The organism is Gilliamella sp. Occ4-3 (genome assembly GCF_001690675.1).
GTDB lineage: Bacteria > Pseudomonadota > Gammaproteobacteria > Enterobacterales > Orbaceae > Gilliamella > Gilliamella bombi.
In genome coordinates this window covers 19334-42693 of record NZ_LZHR01000103.1, presented here as the reverse complement: position 1 = coordinate 42693, position 23360 = coordinate 19334, and the positions used below count along the sequence as shown (strand labels likewise).

Here is a 23360-nt window from a genome sequence, read left to right as displayed (position 1 = left end):
TTATACAGATAATTTTTTTCCCGTTACAAAATATATACAAAGAGGCTACAAAGTTTATAGCAACTCTATGAGAGAATTTACGCCAATATCTATAAATAGACTATTTTTTATCAAAATGAATACTTTTTCATCAATAGCGAACCATCTTTTTCACCCATCTTATCCACAAAATCACACGCCAATTGTTTTGTGTGATTTTGATGGTACGATTAGTGTTAAAGATGTCACCGATACTTTACTAAGCCACTTTGGTCAAAATGGTTGTGATGAGCTTGAAGAATTGTGGGTTAACGGTAAAATTGGCTCTCAAGAATGTATGAGTAAACAAATTGCATTAATGGATGCAAGCTTAGATGAACTCAATCAAGTTTTATCACAAATTGAAATAGACCCGGATTTTAAAGCTTTTATTCATTATACCGAACAGAACAATATTCCCGTTCATGTGGTCAGCGACGGTTTAGATTATGCCATTGAGTTTATTTTAAAACGTCATGGTATTGAACATTTACCAATTTTTGCTAATAAATTAATGCATAATAACGCACGCAGCTGGCGCCTTGAGTTTCCTTACGCAAACAAGGACTGTATTAAGCAAAGTGGCAATTGCAAATGTAATCATGTAAAAAAACAACAGCACTTTTCGCAAATATTATATGTTGGTGACGGTACATCAGACTATTGCGTATCACATAATGTTGATTTCGTTTTTGCCAAAGACAAGTTAGTTAATTATTGTGAAAAAAATAAAATTGAACATTGTAAGATTACTAGTTTCGCAGATGTAACCTCGGCATTAAAACGTGCACAACATGCCGTTATCCCTGTCATGATGGTAAAATAAAGGAATATTAATGAGTACAATTCAAAATTTATCTTACTTTCTACCAGGTAACAAAAATGGCGTACTTTTGATTCATGGTTTAACTGGTACCCCTAATGAAATGCGCATTTTAGCTAATGGATTAAATAAAGCTGGATTTACTGTTTATGCAATCCAATTAGCTGGGCATTGTGGTACTGAGGAAGATCTGTGTAAAACAACATGGCAAGATTGGTATAAAAGCGTACAAGATGGCGCAGATTATTTAGCACAGCATGTAGATAATGTTTTTGTTGCTGGATTATCAATGGGTGCGCTACTTGCACTAAAACTTGCTGCCGATAGACCTGAACAAATTAAAGGTGTTGGCGTTTTAGCCCCCACATTTTGTTATGATGGTTGGAGTATGCCATTTTGGGCAAAAAAACTTTTCTTCTTATTAGTCTATTTTAAAAAATTGGGTATTTTTCAAAAAAAGGTTTTCATTGAAAAACCACCCTATGGGCTTAAAGATGAACGCATTCGCGCAGTAGTGTCCGAAAGCATGTTAAGTGGCGATGCGGCATCAGCAGGTCTTGCTGGTAACCCATTCCCTGCACTTGCCGAAATGCAGTTATTGGCAAAAGAGATGCGCAAACAATTACCTAAAGTAATTTCGCCTTGTTTAATTATGCATTCAGGCAATGATGATATCGCCAATATAGAAACTAATGCCAAATTGGTTGAAAAATCAGTATCAGGCTCAACAAAATTAGTGGTCTTAAATGATAGTTATCATTTAATTACTATTGACAGCCAACGCCGTGAAGTAATCAAAGAGTGTGCATCGTTCTTTGATAATATCGCAGAAGGAATAAAAGCATAATGTCACCATTAGTTATTATACTTTGGATTAGTAATATCTGTTTTGATACGCTAGGACAAGTCGCTTTTAAATTTGCAGCCATCGCGCCAAATAATCGCGATGGTTGGTACTACTGGCTAGATTTATCGAAAAATAAGTGGATTTGGGTTGGTGTTATATCTTATATTGCTGAATTTTTATTATGGTTAGCCTTTTTAACCTTAGTCCCTCTTTCTCAAGGCGTATTACTTGCTTCATTTAATATCATTACGATTATGTTAGTTGGTCGAATTATTTTTAAAGAATTACTAACCATTTATCGCTTAATTGGGATGCTATTAATTACAGCTGGTGTCATTTTTGTAGGAATGTCTTAATATGGCTAGATTTTATTTAATTGGCTTTTCTGTATTGCTCTTTTTTGACACAATTGCGCAATGTAGTTTTAAATTAACGGCTATCGAAGCTCAACCATTAGAAATGAGTATTCAATGGTTAATCCGAGTATTTACCAATCCTTGGATTTATATTTCAATAGTAGGATATATTCTTACTTTCTTCACTTGGATGACATTATTAAAAAAAGCACCTGTAGGTCCTGCTTTTGCTGCATCACACTTTGAAATTGTGACAGTTATGATTGTTTCAATCTGGTTATTTCACGAACCGATTACATTATTCAAGTTAATAGGTGCAATATTAATTGTTTCAGGTATTCTCTTTTTAGCCCTAGCTGAAAATAAATTATCTAAACAAAATTTACACAATCATCAACATTAAATTCTGAACACAATAATGGAAAGGTAGGTAAAGGTTTATACTTAAAGTACCGCTTTCCTAAAACCTTTTTACAAGTTTATACTGCTAATGCCCTTAATAAGGTTAAATTAAGTTGATGTTGTTCTTGTTGCCAATTGATAAGCTTATCTGGCGATATGGTAGGTTGTTTATCGAGTGAACTGAGTAAACGTTTAAACCAATTTGATGATTGCCATATAGATAGCTCTCCCGTAATATCACTACCAATAATTCTAGGTTTTATTGATGATATAGTATCAAGAATATGATATGTTTGTAGCTTACCTTGATCCCAATTGGTATGAATTACATCTTCGCTCAATACATCTTTATCAATCGATAAGTAAACGGGTTGTGCACTGCGATACTGTTCTGATAAAAAGCTCGCAATAAGATCATCTGGTGTTGCAAAATGTCGAAAAGCGTGTCCTAAACCAATTTTTTTGGCCCATGCAACATTGACCTCCAAGCTCCAATAAGTCAACTTTTTATGAAAAAGCGCTGACCATCTATTTTCCCAAAAATGAGAAAGCCCAATATCATGAGACGTAATACCAAGTACATGTACATGACTAACAAAAGGCAAACTTGCCACATAACTAACCCATGAACCACAATGAATACCAAACAAATATCGCATATTGTCTGGATGATTATCAAAAATCACGACTTGAATTGGATTTTTGGCAGAATATTGTTTAGCTAGATTTTCAATCAGTAATAATGAAATATGGTGATAATCACCGCTACCCATTAATACCGTACCATGGTTTTCAGGTAAAGATTGCTGTAACACATTTTTAAATTGGTGAAATTTTTTCTTAGTACAACCAAAACGAATCGCATCTTGCCATTGGGTAAAATCAATCGTTTTAGCATGATAAATTTCACCAACACTTCTATCAAAATTGAGAATAATAGGACATGTCATGTTACTTTCTCCTTGTCACTTTCAAAATGACCAATGAATCTACGCAATACGGTTCTTAATAATGGATTGCGAATATAGACAAGATGTTTAGTAAAGGTGAATTTTGCACCTAACGAAGCTTTTACTTCGGGATCAGTCCAACCTGCAATATAGTGACTAAAACCTTGCTGTAAAGCATATTCAAGATTAACAAACCAACTTACAAAATAGAGATTAAGTTCCCTTGCCTGCGGATAAACCATACCGATATATTTATCAACTAGCATATTATTAACAACAAAACAAATATTGAACCCCACCAACCTATCATTATAGTGATAAGTCACTATATGTGCATTTTGGGTTTTACATTGTAATAGTTGGGTGAAAAATGGTTTGGTCAATAAGTCAAAATGTATTTCACTTTGCTGATAAACATTAAGATACAATTGATAATACTCATCTAGAACAGTATCATTAAAAAAACAATCATCACCACTATGCAAAACATTAATATTTAATTTTTCACGTGATCTTAATTTTCTTCTAAAATTTTTACGTCGGCTATAAGAAAACTGTAAAAAAACCTCGTCCATATTTGCAAAATCAATCGGAACCCAAGCTAATGCCTGCCCTTCAACTTCGATAAAACCATTTTCTTTTAATGACGAAATAAAATCCATTGAATAATGGTTGTCTTTTTCGTTTAGTAAAGGAGACGCAACAGGAATATCTTTAACAATAAAAAAAGGATACTGCTTAGCATAAGCTGCTTTGAGGTGTTCAGCCAATTGATTCGCATCAACGTTATCAGTTAATAATGCATATTCCGAAACAGTAGCACCAACAAAACAAGTATGAGGTTGTAAATAACGCCGCCATTTATTATAAAAAGGAAGTTTCTGAACTTTATGCCTGAAATCATCATCTGCAGTAGTAAGAAGATCAAACTTAGCAGAAAAAATAGGCACACCATCTTCGCTCAGCCATGCTGAAAAATCTTGCGGAGGATGAGCTAAAAAATTGTCTATTAATTCATTAGGTTCTAACTGATTAAGGTATTTCATAAGGTAAATCTATGATTGGCTGTAACACATAATCCCGCCAATAGACATTGACGGGATTATGAAGATCAAACAATTAAAGTTCTTTTTTCGCTCGGGTAATTAACTGATCTAGAAGTTCAATACCTTGATCAATTTCCTGACGTGAAATGTGTAATGATGGTGCAAAAGTAATCACATTTTTATAGTAACCACCAATATCAAGCACTAATCCCATTTTGGTACCTTTCCAATCAAGATCACCTGACATACCAATATCAACCATTTTGTCAACTAAGGCTTTATTAGCCGTAAAGCCATCTTCTGTACAAATTTCTGCGCGAAGTGCCAAGCCTAAACCATCAACTTCACCAATTTCTTTATGTTTCTTCTCAAGTGTTTTTAAACCCTCAAGGAAATAAGCACCACTATCCATTACCATTTTTTCGTAATCTGTTTCAGAAGTCATTTTTAATACTTCAAGACCAACAGCTGTACCTAATGGATTTGATGCAAAAGTTGAGTGGGTTGAGCCAACTGGGAATACTTGAGGATTGATTAATTCTTCACGCGCCCATAAACCACCTAGTGGATTAAGACCATTAGTTAATGCTTTAGCAAAAACAACGACATCAGGTTTAACATCAAAGTGTTCAATTGACCAAAGTTTACCTGTACGATAAAAGCCCATTTGGATTTCATCAACCACCAATAAAATACCATACTGATCTAAAACTTTTTTAAGTCCTTTAAAGTAATTACGAGGAGGAACAATATAACCACCTGTTGCCTGTAAAGGTTCAGCATAGAACGCTGCATATTCAGCTTGCCCAACTTTTGGGTCCCAAACACCGTGGTATTCAGTTTCAAATAAACGCGCAAATTCTGCGACTAAATGTTCACCATACTCTTCTGCTGTCATGCCTTTTGGACGACGGAAAGGATATGGGAAAGGAACAAACATCGCACGATCACCAAAATGACCATAGCGACGACGATAACGATAACTTGAAGTAATTGATGAAGCACCTAAAGTTCTACCATGGTATCCACCTTGGAAAGCGAACATTAATGATTTACCACCAGTAGCATTACGAACAACTTTTAAAGAGTCTTCAATACACTGTGAACCACCTACATTGAAATGTACCCGCCCTTCATAACCAAATCGCTTTTCCATACCTTGAGCAATAGTTTTAGCTAATTCAATTTTAGTTGGGTGTAAATATTGGCTAGCACATTGTGGTAAGGTATCAATTTGCTTTTTAAGAACATTGTTTAAACGTTCATTGGCATAACCGAAGTTACATGCAGAATACCACATTTGTAGATCAAGGAAAGCTTTGCCTTCTTTGTCATACATATAACTACCTTCACAACCATCAAAAATTTTTGGTGGTTCTACATAATGCACTGTATCACCGAAAGAACAATATTTTGCCTCATCTGCTAACAAAGTAGCATCATCAGGACGGCTATTAATCATTTCTAAAGTTGGTTTACTCATAAGTTGTCTCACTAATTGATATTCAAATATGATAAAATGTGGCATTATTATTCAGGAAATTTGTTTGTTACAATGTACAATTAATGTATAGATTGTGTGACGACAAAACTAACTATCAATAAGATATAAAATTAGTATAAATAACGACAGGTGATCACCTTTTATATATGGGTATGAAAAATGAAAAAAACATTTTGTACACTTTCTATTTTATCAGTAATAACTTTAGGAGCTACCCAAATTGCATTAGCTGATTCCACCTCTATCGGGGGTGGTGTTGGTTGGAGTAATTCACCGTATAAAAGTTATAGTGCTAATTATTACCCTATTCCTCATATTGATTATGATAATGGCCTATTTTTTATCGATGACCTGTCAGCTGGTATTTATGCTTATAATCAGGACAATCAAAGCGTGTCTATTGGCGCACGTTATTTATCTAACGAATTTAAGCCACATGATTCAGATAACCACCAATTAAGGCTACTTGATAGCCGCCATTCAACATTACTTGCAGAAATCGAGTATTCTATTGATACCAATTGGGGAAGTTTTTCGAGTAGTGTAGGAACTGATGTATTAAATGAAAGTAATAGTATTTTAGTAAATACTGATTATACCGTTCCTTATATGCAAGGCAATTTGATTGTTGCGCCCACCATCGGTATAAATTGGGCTAATAATAAGCACAACAATTATTATTATGGTGTTTCACATAAAGAAACCTCTCGTTCAGGATTACGATACTTTAATGCTGATGCGTCATTGACACCTTATGCTGAAATAGCTGCACAATATTCATTAACCCCAAATATTGCGACATTTGGTGGAGTTCATATTGACAAGTTAACTGGTGATGCGGCAGATAGTCCAATGGTGGACAATAGCACGGTAACCTCGATTTATATGGGTGTATCTTATAGCTTCTAATAAATATACATTTATACTCAATAACCAAATAATGACAGCTTATTATTCTCTATAAGCTGTTACTCATTTAAACAATGATAACCCTTTATTACAAAAATGCAGGAAATAGAAAAGTATGCTTTGGTTTAAAAATGCCATAATTTACCAACTTAATAGCGACACGTTACTTAATAAAGACGCAATAGAAAAAGCACTAAAGTCTCACCCTTTTACTCCATGTGGTAATTTAGACACCACAAAAATGGGCTGGGTTTCGCCTTATTGTGATAATAACCAAGATGATTTTATAGTTGATATGCAAGGGCATTTATTATTACGGATCAAAAAAGAAACAAAAATATTACCAGCCCCCGTAATAAAACAAGCTTTATTAGAAAAAATCGATAAACAAGAACAAGCTCTAAGCAGAAAACTAACTAAAAACGAAAAGGCGACTTTAAAAGATGAAGTTATGATTGATCTAATGCCAAGGGCTTTTAGTAAATATAATCATTATTGGTTATGGTTAGATACGCATAATAAACGCATTATTGTTGACTGTAGTAGCTTTAAACAATCAGAAGATATCTTAGCGATTCTACGTAAAGAGCTTGGCTCACTCGCTTTAACCCCTTTATCAATTGATAAACCACTTGAACAGGTTATGACCTCATGGGCTAAGGAAAACCTAAAATTCCCACCATTTTTATTAGGCGATCAAGCCGAACTAAAAGATCCTCTTGAAGGAAATGGAATTATTAGCTGTAAAAATCAAGAAATCACCAGTGATGAAATGCGTGTCCATTTCGATTCAGGGAAATGGATCACTAAAATTAAAATTATTGATGAAAGAGGCGTTAGCTTTATTGTTAATAGTGACTTAACATTTAAACGAATTAAGTTTGATTCTGCTATTTTGGATGAAAACGAAGATATCGGTTCAGATGAATTTAATAAGCGATTAGAAGCTGACTTTTTTATTATGGCTAATGCATTAGCAAATACTATTAATGACTTTTACATAACAATTAACAAAATTATTTGATAAAATTATCTAAATTTTTTTTATTGTAACTGCAATAACTATAGATTTGCCTATTATCTATGCTATACTTGACATCAGATTATGGGTAACATAATTATATAAAAATAAGTATTGTTCTTTTTACTTTAAATTAATTTTAAACAATAAAAGAAACTAAACATCGTCTATAACAACATATAAGTTGAGGCAATAAAATGAAAAAAACTACTCTAGCTCTAGCAATCGCAGTTGCAAGTTTAACAGCTACTGCAGCTAACGCAGCATACGATGACAACACTATTTATGCAGGTGCTAAATTAGGTTGGTCGGAACTTTATAGATTAGATGCAAATAAAGTTCGTGTATGGGATGACGTTGGCATTAGCACGTCAAACCGTAGCAACGTTGCTGGTGGGGCTTTCCTTGGTTTCCAAGCAAATCCTTACTTAGCTTTCGAATTAGGCTACGACTGGTTAGGATCTGCTAAATATAAAAGATCTTTCAGTTATGCAGGAAGAAGCTATGATGTAGGTCATAGTAAAGTTTCTGCACAAGGTGTTTCTTTAACTGGTAAATTAAGTTATCCTATCATTGACGGACTAGATATCTATGGTCGTGCAGGTGGTATGGTTACTATCGCTAAATGGAAAAATAGCGGCTTAGTTAAAAAATATGAAAAACTTGACAATGGTACAAAAACTGACCTATCTCCAGTTTATGCATTAGGTCTTGACTATCGTTTCGACGAAGACTTCTCTACTCGTTTAGAATACCAATATGTTCAACATATTCATACTAAAACTGACGCATCTCCAGACGCAGGTACTGTAAGCTTGGGTATTACTTATCGTTTAGGTTCACCAGCTACTCCAGCACCAGTTGAATTAAAAACTGAAGTAAACCGCTATGTATTAAATGAAGATGTACTATTTGCTTATGCGAAAGCTGACTTAAAAGAAGAAGGTCGCCAAGCATTAGACAACTTACTAACAAATCTTGTTAAACTTAACCCAACTGAAAGCGCTATCGTAGTAATTGGTCATACTGACCGTATCGGTTCAGTTAGTTATAACCAAAAACTATCAGAACAACGTGCTAACTCAGTAATGAAATATTTAATTGCTAAAGGTGTTCCTTCTAACCTAATTAGCGCTCGTGGTGTGGGTAAATCTCAACCAGTTACTGGTACAAAATGTAATGCTCTTCGTGGTGCTAGCTTAAAAGCTTGTTTAGCTCCAGATCGTCGTGTTGAAATTGAAGTTAAAGCACTTAACGAAAAAGAAGTTCAAGTAACTAATGAAACAAATTAATTTTTTGTTATTTAGATACTTCATTAAGACCCGGTTATAAGCCGGGTTTTTCTTATTTTTATTGTTAACAACTAAATTAAATATTACCTTAGATCTACAAATTATCCACAAAAAAGATTATAATACTTCACGATATTGTTAGTAAGCAAAGTTAAAGGAGTTGCCGTGCCTACCGCTATTTGGCAAGATTGCCTTTCTCAATTACAAGAAGAAATCCCCACAACAGAATTCAACTTATGGATTCGCCCGTTGCAAGCGGAAATGGTTGATAATAAACTCTATATCTATGCGCCCAATAGATTTGTCCTAGATTGGGTAAGAAATAAATATTTAACTACTATTTCTCAACTATTAAATAAACTAATTAATGACGATTCTCTAAAATTATTTCTTGAGGTTGGTTCAACCGTATCCGCAGATAAAAAAGAACAAAATAACCAAAAGAAAGCAGAGGTTGTTCCTGCATGGAAAACAACAAAAGAAACCAATAATAATCATGTGTATCATTCAGGTATTAACCATAAGCACACTTTTAATAGTTTTGTTGAGGGTAAATCAAACCAACTTGCTGTTGCGGCTGCAAAACAAGTAGCTGAAAATCCAGGAAAAGCTTATAATCCACTATTCTTATATGGTTCCACCGGTTTAGGTAAAACGCATTTATTACATGCAGTTGGCAATCAAATAATGGCAAAAAAAGCCAACGCCAAAGTTGTTTACATGCATTCCGAGCGCTTTGTGCAAGACATGGTCAAAGCACTACAAAATAACGCTATCGAAGAATTTAAAAATTACTACCGTTCTGTTGATGCTTTACTTATCGATGACATTCAGTTTTTTGCAAATAAAGAGCGATCTCAAGAAGAATTTTTCCACACCTTTAACTCTTTATTAGAGGGTAATCAGCAAATTATTTTAACGTCAGATCGCTATCCTAAAGAAATTAATGGCGTTGAAGACCGACTAAAATCACGTTTTGGTTGGGGACTAACCATTGCAATTGAGCCACCTGAACTAGAAACACGGGTTGCAATTTTAATGAAAAAAGCCGAGGAAAATCATATTAAATTACCTGAAGAAGTCGCTTTTTTTATTGCTAAACGATTACGCTCTAATGTTCGTGAATTAGAAGGTGCTCTTAATCGGGTTATCGCTAATGCTAATTTTACTGGTAAGGCCATTACCATTGATTTTGTTAAAGATGCCTTAAAAGATTTACTCGCTTTACAAGAAAAACTTGTCACCATTGAAAATATACAAAAGACAGTTGCCGAATATTATAAAATTAAAGTATCAGATTTACTTTCTAAACGTCGTTCTCGTTCTGTGGCAAGACCACGGCAAGTAGCAATGGCGCTTGCCAAAGAGCTCACAAATAAAAGCCTACCTGAAATCGGTGACGGCTTTGGTGGAAGAGATCACACGACTGTATTACATGCATGTAGAAAGATCGCAGAGTTAAAAGAAGAAAGTAATAACATTAAAGAAGATTACTCCAATTTAATTCGAACATTATCAACTTAAAAAGAATCAATACTATGAAATTTATTATAGATCGTGAAAAACTAATAAAGCCATTACAACTTGTAAGTGCACCATTAAGTAGTCGCCCTACACTACCAATTTTGGGGAATTTATTATTACAAGTGAGTGATAACACGCTATCGATGACAGGAACTGATCTTGAAATAGAGATGATATCTCATCTACCATTAATTGAACCAAGTGAACCTGGCGCAACAACCGTGCCAGCAAGAAAGTTTCTTGATATCTGCCGAAACTTACCTAATGATGCCAAAATTTCGATAAGCGTTGACGATAACCGATTGATGATTCAATCAGGACGTAGTAAATTTTCATTATCAACACTACCAGCTACCGATTTTCCAAATTTAGAAAATTGGCAAAGTGATGTTGAACTTTCAGTTCCACAAAAAACCATTAAACGCCTTATTGATGCAGTACAATTTTCAATGGCGAATCAAGACGTAAGATATTACCTAAATGGCATGTTATTTGAAATTGAAGATGGTTTACTAAAATCAGTTGCAACAGATGGACATCGATTAGCTTTATGCGCACAACCTATTGAACAAGATACTAAAACTAATCATTCTGTCATTTTACCAAGAAAAGGGGTACTAGAGCTTGCAAAACTGGTTAGTGATAACGAAGAATTAATCAATATGCAAATTGGTAATAATAACTTACGGGTTAATCTTGGTGATTTCACTTTCACATCAAAACTCATTGATGGAAGATTCCCTGACTACAAACGAGTATTACCACGCAACCCAGATAAACCACTTGAAGTATCTTGCGAAGAACTTAGAAACGCCCTATCAAGAGTTGCGATCTTATCTAATGAAAAATTTCGTGGTATTCGACTTTATGTCCATAACAATCAAATAAAGATTACAGCAAACAACCCAGAACAAGAAGAAGCAGAAGAAGTTATTGACGTAAAATATGAATCCGCAGAGCTTGAGATTGGCTTCAATGTAACCTATCTACTTGATATATTAAATACATTGAAATGTGATAGCGTACAACTATTATTAACCGATGCAACATCAAGTGTACAAATAGAAGATATTAATAATCAAACAGCAACTTATGTTGTTATGCCAATGCGCTTATAATCCAATCTTACTTAATATTCCGGCTTCGTCCGGAATAATTTAAAGCATATGACTCTTTCAAAAATTAAAGTTCATCATTTTCGTAATATTAGTTATGCACAGTTATCTTTATCGCCACATTTCAACTTCATTGTTGGCGATAACGGGAGTGGAAAAACGAGCTTACTTGAAGCTATTTATATGCTTGGTCATGGTCGTGCATTTAGACATACTCAATCTAATCGAATTATTCAACACGAACAGCCAGAACTAGTATTATTCAGCGAACTAAACACAGCCAATCAACAAAATCACTCAATTGGGCTTGCTAAATCGCGTAATAATGATAATAAAATCAGAATAGATGGAGATGAAGGTTATCGATTAACCGATTTAGCCAAATTATTACCCATTCAACTAATCACACCTGAAGGATTTGATTTATTGACTGGTGGACCTAAATATCGCCGAGCATTTATTGATTGGGGATGTTTTCATCACCACCCTGAATTTGTTCATTTATGGAATAATTTAAAGCGTTTATTTAAACAACGCAATGCATTATTAAAGCAATCCCATAACTATAATCAATTATTACCTTGGGACAAAGAACTTGCGCCCATCGCTGAAAAAATTAGCCACATTAGAGAAAACTACTCACAACATATTTTTCCTGAAATTATACAAACTTGCCATGATTTTTTACCCGAATACCAACTTAATTGCCAATATTACCAAGGTTGGGAGCATGGTACTGATTATGCTGAAATATTACGCAAACAGTATGAACGAGACAAACTCCTTAACTACACATCAGCTGGACCACATAAAGCAGATATTCGATTACGTGTTGATAACATTCCAGTTGAAGATCTGTTATCACGTGGTCAATTAAAATTATTAATGTGCGCATTACGTTTATCTCAAGGTGAATATTACTCTAAGCAAAATACCCAAGCTTGTATCTACCTACTTGATGATTTTGCATCTGAATTAGATAACAATAAACGCGAATTATTAGCCAAACGTTTAAAACAAGCTAATTCACAAGTATTCATAACTGCAGTTAACCAATCGCAAATTACCCATATGATCGATGAAAATGATAAGATTTTTCACATAAGATCTGGTATAATTTCGTAAATATACAGAACGATATAAACAATCAAAAAAGTCGAGAAATCCATGTCCAATTCTTATGATTCTTCTAGCATTAAAGTACTCAAAGGGCTTGATGCTGTCCGTAAACGTCCAGGTATGTATATTGGTGATACTGATGATGGTACAGGACTTCACCATATGGTTTTTGAAGTTGTTGATAATGCCATAGATGAAGCATTAGCTGGATATTGTCACCATATTGAAGTAACAATCCACCCTGATAACTCTGTTTCTGTACGTGACGATGGTCGCGGTATTCCAACAGGTATTCATGAAGAAGAAGGTATTTCAGCAGCAGAAGTTATCATGACCGTATTGCATGCTGGCGGTAAATTTGATGATAATTCTTACAAAGTATCTGGTGGTTTGCATGGTGTAGGTGTTTCAGTTGTTAACGCCTTATCAGATAAATTAGAATTAGTTATTTATCGTGATGGAAAAATCCACCAACAAGTTTATAACTTAGGTGTCCCGCAAGCTCCCCTAAAAATAATTGGCGAAACATCTGAATCTGGCACCTATGTACGCTTCTGGCCAAGCCCGGAAACATTTACTAATATTGAATTTGTCTACGAAATATTAGCAAAACGACTACGAGAATTATCATTCTTAAACTCAGGCGTATCAATAAGATTACTTGATGAGCGCACAGGCAAAAATGAACATTACCATTACGAAGGTGGCATTCAAGCATTTGTTGAATACTTAAACAAAAATAAAAACCCTATTCATCCTAAAATATTTTACTTCAGCACAGAAAAAGACGGTATTGGTGTTGAAGTAGCACTACAATGGAACGATGGTTACCAAGAAAACATCTATTGCTTTACTAACAACATTCCGCAACGAGATGGCGGTACTCACTTGGCGGGTTTCCGTGGAGCAATGACGCGCACATTAAACAACTATATGGAAGCTGAAGGATACAGCAAAAAAGCCAAAATCAGCGCCACAGGTGATGATGCTCGTGAAGGTTTAATTGCGGTAGTATCAGTTAAAGTGCCTGACCCTAAATTCTCATCACAAACCAAAGACAAATTGGTATCATCAGAAGTAAAATCTGCCGTTGAATCCGTAATGGGCGAAAAGTTAACAGAATATCTACTTGAAAACCCAAGTGATGCCAAAATTGTCGTCGGAAAAATCATCGATGCCGCAAGAGCACGAGAAGCCGCCCGTAAAGCGCGCGAAATGACACGTCGAAAAGGCGCCTTAGACTTAGGCGGATTACCAGGTAAACTTGCTGATTGCCAAGAAAAAGACCCAGCTTTATCTGAATTATACTTAGTGGAAGGAGACTCTGCGGGGGGCTCAGCAAAACAGGGCCGCAACCGCAAAAATCAAGCAATCTTACCGCTTAAAGGTAAAATTTTAAATGTCGAAAAAGCCCGTTTTGACAAAATGCTCTCATCTCAAGAAGTCGGAACACTAATTACCGCATTAGGTTGTGGAATTGGCCGTGATGAATATAACCCAGACAAAATGCGTTACCACAGCATTATTATCATGACCGATGCCGACGTTGATGGCTCGCATATTCGAACGTTATTATTAACATTCTTCTACCGACAAATGCCAGAAATCATTGAGCGAGGTTATGTTTATATTGCACAACCACCTTTATACAAAGTCAAAAAAGGAAAACAAGAACAATATATCAAAGATGATGTGGCAATGACGCAATTTCAAATTGCCTTAGCGCTTGAAGATGCATCGTTACATGTCAATGACCATGCACCTGCACTTGCAGGCGAAGCATTAGAAAGACTAATTGATGAATATCAAAAAGTCGAAAAACTTATTACAAAAATGGAACGTCGCTATCCAAAAGCGTTGTTATCGGAATTGGTTTATCATGATGTATTAAACGAAAGTATTTTACAAAACCAACAACAGGCCGAAAATTGGGCAAAAACCCTTGTTGAAAAACTATCAAATAAAGAACAACATGGTAGCAGTTACCTTTATTCAGCTGAATATAATGAAAAAGCACAGCTATATGTGCCAATCATTAAAGTAAAAACTCATGGTGTAGATACTAATTATCCATTAGATCAAGTTTTCATCCATAGTAATGAATACCGTAATATCTGCCACCTTGGTACACAATTAAAAGATCTACTTGAAGACAGCGCCTTTATTCAACGAGGAGAACGCAAACAACCCGTAGAATCTTTTGATGAAGCTGTTGATTGGTTAATTAAAGAATCACGTCGTGGATTAACTATTCAGCGTTATAAAGGACTAGGTGAAATGAACCCAGAACAGTTATGGGAAACCACAATGGATCCAACCAGTCGTCGCATGTTGCAAGTCACCATAAAAGATGCAATTGAAGCGGATCAATTATTTACCACATTAATGGGTGATGAAGTTGAGCCACGCCGACTATTTATTGAAGAAAATGCCCTTAAAGCGGCGAATTTAGATTTTTAAATATTATCGTGATAAAAAGTAAAAAAATCAGACATAATGTCTGGTTTCAGATTGATGACAATGAACTCGCTTTTTGGCGAGTTCTTTGATCTAATAGAGAGGAGTCCATTATAAGAGGAATTCTTCTATGCTAAAAAAACAACTCCAGCGACTCTGTGATTGCGGTTATTTTTAAATGCTTGCTTGATACGTTAAATAGAGAATGGGTATATTCTCTTTTATTGTTGGAATAAAACTAATTAGCTGTGTCAGAAAACTTAACTACTACATTAGGGAGGGACAAATTCCCCCAAAATCATACTGCTATTTATTTCATCAAATGGCTAAAAAGTTTGCTAACTTCTTCGTAATCATCTTATTTCACAAATTAAAGCGCCCCAACAATACGATGTGGTATGTATTGTTCTTCTAAATATTCAATATCTTCCTCCGATAAAAATACTTTAAGTGATCCAACAGCATCATCGAGATAATTGGTTTTAGTTGCACCAATAATTGGTGAAGTGACTCCTTTAGCAAATTGCCAAGCTAATGCTATTTGTGTCATGGTTACTTCATATTTTTGTGCAAGTTCATTAACTCTTTGCACAATACTGACATCAGCTTTTTGCGTGCCATCATATTTAGACTTGGCGACTTGATCGGTTTGGCTGCGTAAGGTGTTGGTTTTCCATGCTAGGCGAGCAAGCCTGCCTGCAGCTAAAGGGCTATATGGTGTTAAAGAGACATTGAATTGTTGGCAGATAGGGATAAGCTCGCGTTCATCTTCACGGTAAAGTAAATTGTAGTGATTTTGCATAGAAATAAAAGGCGTCCAACCATTTTGCTTTGCCACAAGTTGCATGTTATAAAATTGGTATCCATACATAGCCGAAGCTCCTAAAGCTCTGACTTTTCCTGCCTTGACAAGATTGTGTAAAGCTTGCATTGTTTCTTCCATTGGTGTTGTATCGTCAAAGCGATGAATGATGTATAAATCAACATAGTCAGTGCCAAGTCGTTTAAGCGATCCGTCTATTTCCCTTTCAATTGCGGTTTTTGATAGGTGTCCTTCGTTAAAATAGACTTTTGTTGCCAATATGACTTTGTCGCGAGCGATATTTTTTTTGATTGCCCGTCCTAAATATTCTTCGCTTGTACCGGCAGAATAAGTGTTGGAAGTGTCAATAAAATTAATTCCTAAATCTAGTGCATGTTTAATAATTGTTTCGCTTTGATCGGGATTAAGTGTCCATGCATGCATTTTACTGGCAGGATCACCAAAACTCATACATCCTAAACAAAGACGAGACACTTTAATCTCAGAGTTGCCAAGTTGTAAATATTCCATAAAATCCTCCCTTGTAAAAATTAATTTGAATAAACTTTATCCTTCTAACAATAAGCGAATAATATATTTTCGATAAATTATTCTAACCCTTATATTTATTGAAATAAATAAGTTTCTAATTGATAGTATCATGAATTAAATTCACTAATAACAACCTTATGTATAACTGTAAATAGTGAAATTTATTTTTAATATCAATGATGTACTAAAAACATGCTAGATAAATTAGTAAAAGTATTAATAGACATTTAGAATAATTGGCTAAAGGCTTTCTTTTAACGGAAATATGTTCGAGGCTTGACGTTTTATAATGCTGTAGAAAATATAAGGTTACTGCGGTTAGTTAACTTTAAGTATATATGAAATTATTGATTAAAAAATAAAAAAGGCACACCTAAATGCACCTTTTTTACTGATTATAAAGAGCATCAATAGTTGCTCTTTATTACGGTAAGTTTGATTACTTAATAACTTTAGCAACAACACCCGCACCAACAGTACGACCACCTTCACGAATCGCAAAACGTAAGCCGTCTGCCATTGCGATTGGGTGAATTAATGATACTGTCATTTTGATGTTATCTCCAGGCATTACCATTTCTACACCTTCTGGTAATTCGATAGTACCAGTTACGTCAGTTGTACGGAAGTAGAACTGTGGACGGTAACCTTTGAAGAATGGAGTGTGACGACCACCTTCATCTTTGCTTAAGATATACACTTCTGATTCAAAATCAGTATGTGGTGTGATTGAACCTGGTTTTGCAAGTACTTGACCACGTTCAATTTCTTCACGTTTTGTACCACGTAGTAATACACCAACGTTTTCACCTGCACGGCCTTCGTCAAGTAATTTACGGAACATTTCAACACCAGTACAAGTTGTTTTAGTGGTTGGCTTGATACCAACAATTTCAACTTCTTCCCCAACTTTGATTACACCGCGTTCAACACGACCAGTCACTACTGTACCACGTCCTGAAATTGAGAATACGTCTTCAATTGGTAATAGGAATGGTTTGTCGATATCACGTTCTGGCTCTGGAATGTAGCTATCTAATGCTTCTGCTAATTCAACAATTTTGTCTTCCCATGCTGCATCGCCTTCTAACGCTTTAAGCGCAGAACCACGAATTACTGGAGTATCATCACCTGGAAAATCATATTGAGATAGAAGTTCACGTACTTCCATTTCAACTAATTCTAATAATTCTTCGTCATCAACCATATCACATTTATTTAAGAATACGATGATGTAAGGAACACCTACTTGACGACCTAAAAGGATGTGTTCACGAGTTTGTGGCATAGGACCATCTGTTGCTGCTACTACTAAGATAGCACCGTCCATTTGTGCAGCACCAGTGATCATGTTTTTAACATAGTCAGCATGGCCTGGGCAGTCTACGTGTGCGTAGTGACGAGTTGGTGTATCGTATTCAACGTGTGAAGTGTTGATGGTGATACCACGTGCTTTTTCTTCTGGTGCGTTATCGATTTGATCGAATGCACGAGCTTGACCGCCGTATTTTTTAGCAAGTACAGAAGTAATTGCAGCAGTTAAAGTTGTTTTACCGTGGTCAACGTGGCCGATTGTACCAACGTTTAGATGGGGTTTTGTACGTTCAAATTTTTCTTTAGACATCTTAATGTTCCTTTATTAAATCACTTCCCTTAAGTGATTAAGGGAAGTGTTACTTTATTTAGATAAAATTATTTCGCTTTACGAGCTTCAATAATTGCGGTTGCAATATTTGTTGGTGCTTCATTGTACTTCAAGAACTCCATTGAGTAAGAAGCACGACCTTGAGTTTGTGAACGAAGGTCTGTTGCATAACCAAACATTTCTGAAAGTGGAACTTGTGCTTTAACAGTTTTACCTGTTGCAGTATCTTCCATTCCTTCGATCATACCACGACGACGGTTTAAGTCACCGATAACATCACCCATATAATCTTCTGGAGTTTCAACTTCGACTTTCATAATTGGTTCTAAAAGCACAGGTTTAGCTTTCATGAAGCCATCTTTAAATGCCATTGAACCAGCAATTTTAAATGCCATTTCTGATGAGTCAACATCATGGTAAGAACCATCAAAGATAGTGACTTCGACATCAACAATTGGGTAACCAGCAAGAACACCGTTTTTCATTTGTTCTTGACAGCCTTTATCAACCGCAGGGATGTATTCTTTAGGAACCACACCACCAACGATTTCGTTGTTGAATTTGTAGCCTTCGCCACCAGCTTCCAATGGTTTGATTTTTAACCATACATGACCGTATTGACCACGACCACCAGACTGACGAACAAATTTACCTTCTTGTTCTACTTCATTGCGAATTGTCTCACGGTAAGCAACTTGTGGTTTACCAACATTTGCTTCCACTTTAAATTCACGTTTCATACGGTCAACGATGATTTCTAAGTGAAGTTCACCCATACCAGAAATAATAGTTTGACCAGATTCTTCATCAGTGTGAACACGGAATGAAGGGTCTTCTTGTGCTAGTCGACCTAAAGCAAGGCCCATTTTTTCTTGGTCAGCTTTAGTTTTTGGTTCAACAGCAACCGAAATCACTGGTTCAGGGAATTCCATTCTTTCAAGAATAATTGGTGCACTTTCAGCACAAAGAGTATCCCCTGTTGTGACATCTTTAAGACCAATTGCAGCAGCAATATCGCCTGCGCGAACTTCTTTAATTTCTTCACGTTTGTTAGCATGCATCTGAACGATACGACCAAAACGTTCTTTCTTATCTTTTACAGAGTTAAGAACAGTATCACCAGAGTTAACAACACCAGAGTAAACACGGAAGAATGTTAAGTTACCAACAAATGGGTCTGTTGCAATTTTGAACGCTAATGATGAGAATGGTTCATCATCACTTGAGTGACGTTCAGCAGCTTCACCATTTGGTAATTCACCTTTGATTGCTGGCACATCAGTTGGCGCTGGTAAGTATTCAATAACAGCATCAAGCATGAATTGCACACCTTTGTTTTTAAAGGCACTACCACAAGTTACTAAGATGATTTCGTTGGCAAGTACGCGCTCACGCAATGCGGCTTTCACTTCTTGCTCAGTTAACTCTTCACCACCAAGGTATTTTTCCATCAACTCTTCACTTGCTTCAGCTGCAGTTTCTATTAAGAAAGAACGCCATTCTTCAACCTGGTCAACCATGTCAGCTGGCACATCTTCATAAGTAAATGTTACACCTTGATCAGCATCATTCCAGTTAATTGCTTTACGTTTAAGTAAATCAACAACACCAGTAAATCCTTCTTCAGCACCGATTGGTAAAACTAAAGGAACTGGAACCGCTGCTAAACGAGTTTTGATTTGATCAACAACACGTAAGAAGTTAGCTCCCATACGGTCCATTTTGTTGACAAATGCAATACGTGGAACTTTATATTTGTTTGCTTGACGCCATACAGTTTCTGATTGAGGTTGCACACCACCAACCGCACAGTAAACCATTACTGCACCATCAAGAACACGCATAGAACGTTCAACTTCGATTGTAAAGTCAACGTGTCCAGGGGTGTCGATGATGTTGATACGGTGTGGTTCAAATTGTTGACCCATGCCAGACCAGAAAGCTGTTGTTGCTGCAGATGTGATAGTAATACCACGTTCTTGTTCTTGTTCCATCCAGTCCATGGTAGCTGCACCATCATGAACTTCACCAATTTTGTGACTAACGCCAGTATAAAACAAAATACGTTCAGTCGTTGTTGTTTTACCTGCGTCAATATGTGCACTGATACCGATGTTACGGTAGCGTGCTATAGGGGTTGTACGAGCCATATTAATCCTCTGTTTAGAATCGTTTGCTTAATAAAACATCATTTTGGTGACCGATAGCAGATAAGGGCTATCAGTCCAAATTCAAGTCACTTATACAATTATAAGTGCGAATATTACCAACGATAGTGTGCAAACGCTCTATTAGCTTCAGCCATACGATGAACATCTTCGCGTTTTTTCACAGCGGTACCTTTGTTTTCAAAAGCATCCATAAGTTCATTCGCTAGGCGTAAAGCCATTGATTTGTCGCCACGTTTACGTGCAGCATCTACAATCCAACGCATTGCAAGTGCATTACGACGAACTGGACGCACTTCAACAGGAACTTGGTATGTAGAACCACCAACGCGACGTGACTTAACTTCTACAGTTGGTCTTACGTTATCTAATGCAACTTCAAAAGCTGCTAAGTGGTCTTTTCCACTACGCTCAGCTAATTTATCAAGAGCTGAATATACGATTGATTCTGCGATAGATTTTTTACCATCTATCATTAAAATATTTACAAATTTCGCCAGTAACTCTGAACCGAACTTCGGATCAGGAAGAATTTTTCTTTGACCGACAACATGACGACGTGGCATTGGAATACTCCGTTTATATGTTATAAATTTTCAGGTTTACCCAAAACTCAAATGAGTTAAATGGAATTATATAGTTTGGCCTTACTTAACGGAGTTCCATTAAGCTTTAGGTCGTTTAACACCGTATTTTGAACGGCTTTGTTTACGATCTTTAACACCTGCGCAGTCTAATGCGCCGCGAACAGTGTGGTAACGAACACCTGGTAAGTCTTTAACACGACCACCACGGATTAAAATTACACTATGTTCTTGTAGGTTATGACCTTCACCACCGATATAAGAAGTAACTTCAAAACCGTTGGTTAAACGTACACGACATACTTTACGTAATGCTGAGTTTGGTTTTTTCGGTGTAGTTGTGTAAACACGAGTACAAACACCGCGTTTTTGCGGGCATGCTTCAAGGGCAGGAACGTTGCTTTTTGCTTCCTTTAGTGCTCTTGGTTTGCGTACCAGCTGATTAATTGTTGCCATTAATAAGCTCCTGATTAATTAAAATAAATTTAAAATTGCTTTTTAGATACGTAATTAATAACTGTAGACCAAAACCTATGTGTATAAGTTTTGGGTCGCAAGATTCTAGACCCCAGGGGAGATAATGTCAAGTTTTTGCTATCAATAAGTGCTTGATCTTGGTATTAATTATTTATAGAGGATAGTCGTTATTTTATAGAAAGACACTAGTATATCTGTTTATTTTTTGTTAAAAGATCAATAGTCCCTATTGTATAGTGTGTTTTTATTGTTATTAAAAACATTAAAATGTTATTAATTTTACATTTGAATAGTCCATAAATTATAAAACGCAATTCTCCCACATAACTCGGCAACTAAAACAATAATAAAAGCAATAGAGTAAATTATTGTTGATTGCTTAGATCGATAAATATTTACAATAACTAAAACAAGTGCAAGTACTAATAATAGGCATTGAATTAGCATCCAAATATATTGTTTTGAGGTAAGTTCAGGTGATACTGAGGTCATTAAATTAATATAAGGAATTTTTAATAACAGAATCGATATTACACCAGTAAAGAAAGAAATTATGCCAATTCGATATATCCCAAAAACTATTGCAACAATTCCTCCTAACACTAGCATAGAGGTATACATCTGAATGGCTGTGTAATAGGTATTCCAGGTTTTAACCGTTGGCAGCATATAAGTAAGAGCAATCATCCAAACAAAAATTAAACTAAAAAAGATCAGCAATAAAGATAATATTTTAGAAAAATTGGGGATTTGATATATACGTTGACAAAGTGAGTTGACCAATAGCCATTTTTTACCATCATTATGATAAGAAAAATAAGTTAGTAATACACATACTAATGTTATTCCAAACAAGAGACCAAAGGAAAAAATCTCATTGCTCATCGGCGAACGACCAATACCCCAAATAACATTAAGAGCCCGAAAAGGATGACCTAAATGTAGCGAAGCAATAAGCATTGCAACAGCCATTACAATCAGAGCTGCCATATTCATTGTATTTATCTTAATTAAACTGTATGAATAATGGCTTAAAGATGATATGCCACCAATCAATACCATCCCAGCAGATAATTGACCGAGTACCGTAAAAAATACTAATGGTAATTCATGCATATAACTCATAACTCCTCAGGATTAAGAACTTTACCTAAGGTATCACCAGATGCTTTGGCATGTGCATGTGGTTTTATCACAATATTAGGTTTAGTCAGCTGTGAACTTGGTAGTGGTGCAATATTGCATTCATCACCATAACGGTGACGTAGTTTTTCAATTTCGTCAAAATCTAACGCACGCTGAGGGCAAGATTCAACGCATACTGGTTTTAAACCTTCGGTTACACGTTCATAACAGCCATCACATTTTGACATGACTTTCTTTTGATGATCAAATTGCGGTGCTCCATAAGGACAACGCATTTCGCAATATCGACAACCAATACAAACATCTTGATTAACAACCACTAAACCATCTTGCTTTCGTTTATGCATCGCACCTGTTGGGCAACCTTGTACACAAGTTGGTTCTTCACAATGATTACACGAGATAGATAAATAATAGGCAAAGGTATCGTTTTGCCACATACCATCAACCAACTGCCAAGTACCTCCACCATATTCATAAACACGGCGAAAATGAACACCTAAAGCATTGTCTTTCTCGTCTTTACAACTGAGTTGGCAGGTTTTGCAACCGGTACATTTTGAAGAATCAATATAAAATCCATATTGCATTTTTATTATCCAC

Annotated in this window: 21 protein-coding genes; 11 read left to right on the top strand and 10 right to left on the bottom strand. The window is 35.7% G+C overall.

What is annotated here, in order from left to right; translation table 11 throughout:
• Positions 1–67: 67 nt before the first annotated feature.
• The 4 genes from A9G44_RS10170 to A9G44_RS10155 are packed head-to-tail and all read left to right on the top strand — an operon-like array spanning position 68 to position 2447.
• A complete protein-coding gene (locus A9G44_RS10170; protein ID WP_208610438.1) occupies positions 68–844 on the top strand; it encodes an MtnX-like HAD-IB family phosphatase in 777 nt (258 codons plus the stop codon).
• Between the two features lie 10 nt (positions 845–854).
• Entirely contained in the window at positions 855–1688 is an 834-nt protein-coding gene (locus A9G44_RS10165) for an alpha/beta hydrolase (protein ID WP_034914274.1), read from the top strand.
• Positions 1688–2044, top strand: a complete 357-nt coding sequence (locus tag A9G44_RS10160; protein WP_034914277.1) for an EamA family transporter — start codon at positions 1688–1690, stop codon at positions 2042–2044. Before A9G44_RS10165 ends, A9G44_RS10160 begins: the two co-directional genes overlap by 1 nt.
• Before the next feature lies 1 nt (position 2045).
• Positions 2046–2447 (top strand): DMT family transporter, encoded by a 402-nt coding sequence (locus A9G44_RS10155; protein ID WP_034914280.1) that lies wholly within the window; start codon positions 2046–2048, stop codon positions 2445–2447.
• Positions 2448–2523: 76 nt separating this feature from the next.
• Here the strand turns inward: A9G44_RS10155 and A9G44_RS10150 are convergent, their stop codons facing one another.
• From A9G44_RS10150 to A9G44_RS10140, 3 genes are all read right to left on the bottom strand, one after another.
• The gene (locus tag A9G44_RS10150) at positions 2524–3396 is read right to left on the bottom strand and encodes an arginase family protein (RefSeq protein WP_065610838.1); all 873 of its coding nucleotides are present in this window, start codon (positions 3394–3396) and stop codon (positions 2524–2526) included.
• Entirely contained in the window at positions 3393–4442 is a 1050-nt protein-coding gene (locus A9G44_RS10145) for a GNAT family N-acetyltransferase (RefSeq protein WP_034914288.1), read from the bottom strand. Before A9G44_RS10145 ends, A9G44_RS10150 begins: the two co-directional genes overlap by 4 nt.
• A gap of 73 nt (positions 4443–4515) precedes the next feature.
• Positions 4516–5925, bottom strand: coding sequence for an aspartate aminotransferase family protein (locus tag A9G44_RS10140; RefSeq protein ID WP_141671132.1), 1410 nt, complete (start codon positions 5923–5925; stop codon positions 4516–4518).
• Positions 5926–6105: 180 nt separating this feature from the next.
• On the opposite strand from A9G44_RS10140, the gene A9G44_RS10135 reads away from it, so the two are divergent.
• From A9G44_RS10135 to gyrB, 7 genes are all read left to right on the top strand, one after another.
• Positions 6106–6855: a MipA/OmpV family protein gene (locus A9G44_RS10135; RefSeq protein WP_065610836.1), complete on the top strand. Its 750-nt coding sequence runs from the start codon at positions 6106–6108 to the stop codon at positions 6853–6855.
• Between the two features lie 115 nt (positions 6856–6970).
• Positions 6971–7879 (top strand): recombination-associated protein RdgC, encoded by a 909-nt coding sequence (locus A9G44_RS10130; protein ID WP_065610833.1) that lies wholly within the window; start codon positions 6971–6973, stop codon positions 7877–7879.
• Between the two features lie 194 nt (positions 7880–8073).
• Positions 8074–9168 carry a porin OmpA gene (gene ompA / locus A9G44_RS10125; protein ID WP_065610831.1) on the top strand — a complete coding sequence of 365 codons (1095 nt, stop codon included), beginning with the start codon at positions 8074–8076 and terminating at the stop codon, positions 9166–9168.
• Positions 9169–9333: 165 nt separating this feature from the next.
• Positions 9334–10692 (top strand): chromosomal replication initiator protein DnaA, encoded by a 1359-nt coding sequence (gene dnaA / locus A9G44_RS10120; protein WP_034914300.1) that lies wholly within the window; start codon positions 9334–9336, stop codon positions 10690–10692.
• Between the two features lie 14 nt (positions 10693–10706).
• Positions 10707–11810 (top strand): DNA polymerase III subunit beta, encoded by a 1104-nt coding sequence (gene dnaN / locus A9G44_RS10115; protein ID WP_065610829.1) that lies wholly within the window; start codon positions 10707–10709, stop codon positions 11808–11810.
• Between the two features lie 48 nt (positions 11811–11858).
• Positions 11859–12932 carry a DNA replication/repair protein RecF gene (recF, locus tag A9G44_RS10110; protein WP_065610827.1) on the top strand — a complete coding sequence of 358 codons (1074 nt, stop codon included), beginning with the start codon at positions 11859–11861 and terminating at the stop codon, positions 12930–12932.
• A gap of 42 nt (positions 12933–12974) precedes the next feature.
• Positions 12975–15386, top strand: a complete 2412-nt coding sequence (gene gyrB, locus A9G44_RS10105) for a DNA topoisomerase (ATP-hydrolyzing) subunit B (protein ID WP_065610825.1) — start codon at positions 12975–12977, stop codon at positions 15384–15386.
• A 367-nt stretch (positions 15387–15753) separates the two neighbouring features.
• Here the strand turns inward: gyrB and A9G44_RS10100 are convergent, their stop codons facing one another.
• The 7 genes from A9G44_RS10100 to A9G44_RS10070 all read right to left on the bottom strand — a co-directional run bounded on the left by A9G44_RS10100 (position 15754) and on the right by A9G44_RS10070 (position 23347).
• On the bottom strand, positions 15754–16716 hold the full coding sequence (locus A9G44_RS10100) for an aldo/keto reductase (RefSeq protein WP_065610823.1): 963 nt from the start codon (positions 16714–16716) through the stop codon (positions 15754–15756).
• 460 nt (positions 16717–17176) lie between these two features.
• Positions 17177–18361: an elongation factor Tu gene (tuf, locus tag A9G44_RS10095; protein WP_065610821.1), complete on the bottom strand. Its 1185-nt coding sequence runs from the start codon at positions 18359–18361 to the stop codon at positions 17177–17179.
• A gap of 68 nt (positions 18362–18429) precedes the next feature.
• On the bottom strand, positions 18430–20532 hold the full coding sequence (fusA, locus tag A9G44_RS10090; protein WP_065590403.1) for an elongation factor G: 2103 nt from the start codon (positions 20530–20532) through the stop codon (positions 18430–18432).
• Positions 20533–20645: 113 nt separating this feature from the next.
• On the bottom strand, positions 20646–21116 hold the full coding sequence (gene rpsG, locus A9G44_RS10085; RefSeq protein ID WP_034915550.1) for a 30S ribosomal protein S7: 471 nt from the start codon (positions 21114–21116) through the stop codon (positions 20646–20648).
• A 99-nt stretch (positions 21117–21215) separates the two neighbouring features.
• Positions 21216–21590, bottom strand: a complete 375-nt coding sequence (rpsL, locus tag A9G44_RS10080; RefSeq protein WP_034883792.1) for a 30S ribosomal protein S12 — start codon at positions 21588–21590, stop codon at positions 21216–21218.
• A 300-nt stretch (positions 21591–21890) separates the two neighbouring features.
• Complete coding sequence (locus A9G44_RS10075; RefSeq protein ID WP_065610819.1) at positions 21891–22736, bottom strand: dimethyl sulfoxide reductase anchor subunit family protein; 846 nt, start codon at positions 22734–22736, stop codon at positions 21891–21893.
• Positions 22733–23347, bottom strand: a complete 615-nt coding sequence (locus A9G44_RS10070) for a DMSO/selenate family reductase complex B subunit (protein ID WP_065610817.1) — start codon at positions 23345–23347, stop codon at positions 22733–22735. Before A9G44_RS10070 ends, A9G44_RS10075 begins: the two co-directional genes overlap by 4 nt.
• Positions 23348–23360 lie beyond the last annotated feature (13 nt).

Bases quoted from the DNA above. Each gene is read 5' to 3' on its own strand.
- A9G44_RS10170 (WP_208610438.1), top strand. From the start codon at position 68: ATGAGAGAATTTACGCCAATATCTATAAATAGACTATTTTTTATCAAA.
- A9G44_RS10165 (WP_034914274.1), top strand. From the start codon at position 855: ATGAGTACAATTCAAAATTTATCTTACTTTCTACCAGGTAACAAAAAT.
- A9G44_RS10160 (WP_034914277.1), top strand. From the start codon at position 1,688: ATGTCACCATTAGTTATTATACTTTGGATTAGTAATATCTGTTTTGAT.
- A9G44_RS10155 (WP_034914280.1), top strand. From the start codon at position 2,046: ATGGCTAGATTTTATTTAATTGGCTTTTCTGTATTGCTCTTTTTTGAC.
- A9G44_RS10150 (WP_065610838.1), bottom strand. From the start codon at position 3,396: ATGACATGTCCTATTATTCTCAATTTTGATAGAAGTGTTGGTGAAATT.
- A9G44_RS10145 (WP_034914288.1), bottom strand. From the start codon at position 4,442: ATGAAATACCTTAATCAGTTAGAACCTAATGAATTAATAGACAATTTT.
- A9G44_RS10140 (WP_141671132.1), bottom strand. From the start codon at position 5,925: ATGAGTAAACCAACTTTAGAAATGATTAATAGCCGTCCTGATGATGCT.
- A9G44_RS10135 (WP_065610836.1), top strand. From the start codon at position 6,106: ATGAAAAAAACATTTTGTACACTTTCTATTTTATCAGTAATAACTTTA.
- A9G44_RS10130 (WP_065610833.1), top strand. From the start codon at position 6,971: ATGCTTTGGTTTAAAAATGCCATAATTTACCAACTTAATAGCGACACG.
- ompA (WP_065610831.1), top strand. From the start codon at position 8,074: ATGAAAAAAACTACTCTAGCTCTAGCAATCGCAGTTGCAAGTTTAACA.
- dnaN (WP_065610829.1), top strand. From the start codon at position 10,707: ATGAAATTTATTATAGATCGTGAAAAACTAATAAAGCCATTACAACTT.
- recF (WP_065610827.1), top strand. From the start codon at position 11,859: ATGACTCTTTCAAAAATTAAAGTTCATCATTTTCGTAATATTAGTTAT.
- gyrB (WP_065610825.1), top strand. From the start codon at position 12,975: ATGTCCAATTCTTATGATTCTTCTAGCATTAAAGTACTCAAAGGGCTT.
- A9G44_RS10100 (WP_065610823.1), bottom strand. From the start codon at position 16,716: ATGGAATATTTACAACTTGGCAACTCTGAGATTAAAGTGTCTCGTCTT.
- tuf (WP_065610821.1), bottom strand. From the start codon at position 18,361: ATGTCTAAAGAAAAATTTGAACGTACAAAACCCCATCTAAACGTTGGT.
- fusA (WP_065590403.1), bottom strand. From the start codon at position 20,532: ATGGCTCGTACAACCCCTATAGCACGCTACCGTAACATCGGTATCAGT.
- rpsG (WP_034915550.1), bottom strand. From the start codon at position 21,116: ATGCCACGTCGTCATGTTGTCGGTCAAAGAAAAATTCTTCCTGATCCG.
- rpsL (WP_034883792.1), bottom strand. From the start codon at position 21,590: ATGGCAACAATTAATCAGCTGGTACGCAAACCAAGAGCACTAAAGGAA.
- A9G44_RS10075 (WP_065610819.1), bottom strand. From the start codon at position 22,736: ATGAGTTATATGCATGAATTACCATTAGTATTTTTTACGGTACTCGGT.
- A9G44_RS10070 (WP_065610817.1), bottom strand. From the start codon at position 23,347: ATGCAATATGGATTTTATATTGATTCTTCAAAATGTACCGGTTGCAAA.